The 1,214-nt window shown below is 39.6% G+C and carries 1 protein-coding gene and 1 pseudogene; one reads left to right on the top strand and one right to left on the bottom strand.

Going from position 1 to position 1,214, the window contains the following annotated elements:
- Window positions 1–310: pseudogene (locus F6K37_RS43380) on the top strand (tRNA 2-selenouridine(34) synthase MnmH); the annotation flags it as partial.
- Between the two features lie 49 nt (window positions 311–359).
- On the opposite strand, the gene F6K37_RS43375 reads toward F6K37_RS43380, so the two are convergent.
- A complete protein-coding gene (locus F6K37_RS43375; protein WP_353839157.1) occupies window positions 360–1,112 on the bottom strand; it encodes an adenylate/guanylate cyclase domain-containing protein in 753 nt (250 codons plus the stop codon).
- Between the last annotated feature and the right edge of the window lie 102 nt (window positions 1,113–1,214).

Raw genomic sequence — 1,214 nt, 5'->3', positions numbered from 1 at the left:
AATTGAATGGTTGTTGCAAGAGTATCCTCACTTGGGTACTAACCCTGAGTTTTGCAAAGCTAAACTAGAGTGTCTAAGGTCTCGCTATGGCTGGAAAAAAATTAACCAGTGGTATGGAATGATTGATAGGGGTCAAGGTGATGCTTTGGTAGGAGATTTGCTTGAAACTCATTATGATCCAGCTTACCGCCGCTCGATTAGTAAGTGTTATGGAAATGTAGTATCAACCTTACCGATTGTGGATTTATCAGATCAGAGTGTTCATAATTTTGTCAAAAGTTTGGTGTCTTTGACGGAATTATGCTGTTGAATTATTTTACCCACTACCATAAATTATTACACAATTGGGCAACGCCAAATTATGACTCATGCAACACTTCTGCCCGTTCCCAGTCCTCTGGCACCCCATAGGTTTGATACCTTTGGCAGCGTTTGACATAGAGCATCGCTGCTTTATCCTGGGGATTGGTTTGTAAAACTGACTGAAATATCTGTTCAGCTTGGGCGAAGGCTTGCCGATGGTAGAGAAAAGCAGCTTGTTCAAAGTTACTCTTAGTTTGTCTCTTTAACTGCTTCAGTTGTGGCTGATCTTGATCAAATAGCTCAAATACTGCCACCGGTTGATTTTTTCCCTTAACTTTGACTCGATCCAAAAACCTATAACTGTACTTTTGAAACTCATTCAGGTTATAGAGGGTTTGTTGGCTAATCATAATCCCTGCACCATAAAGTTTGGTTAATCCTTCCAAGCGGGAAGCAAGATTCACTGCATCAGAAATCACCGTACTTTCCATCCGCTTTTGTTCACCGATGGTTCCTAGCATTAAGCTACCTGTATGTAAACCAATACCGATAGTAATCGGAAGATATCCACTCTTGCACCGATGCTGGTTGTAGAGTGCAACTGTTTGTTGCATCTCAAGTGCACCTTGAACCCCATCATCCGCTGATTCAGGAAAAAGTGCCATAACTCCATCTCCAATGTACTTATCAATAAAGCCATTGTGAGCGCGAATTGCTGGACTAACTCGACTCAGATAGCTATTAATAAAATTAAAATTTTCTTGAGGAGATAACTGTTCTGATACTAAATCCGGTTTATAAAAGCTTATAAAAGTTAGTCATAAGTTAACCAATGATAATTAGTTAAATTTTTAATCTCTGAGGTCATGCTTTGGAGTAGCTGACAACGAGTTACTAAACGTTCTTCAATT

Source organism: Moorena sp. SIO4E2, assembly GCF_010671945.1.
Lineage (GTDB): Bacteria > Cyanobacteriota > Cyanobacteriia > Cyanobacteriales > Coleofasciculaceae > Moorena > Moorena producens.
This window is presented reverse-complemented; position numbering and strand designations above follow the sequence as displayed.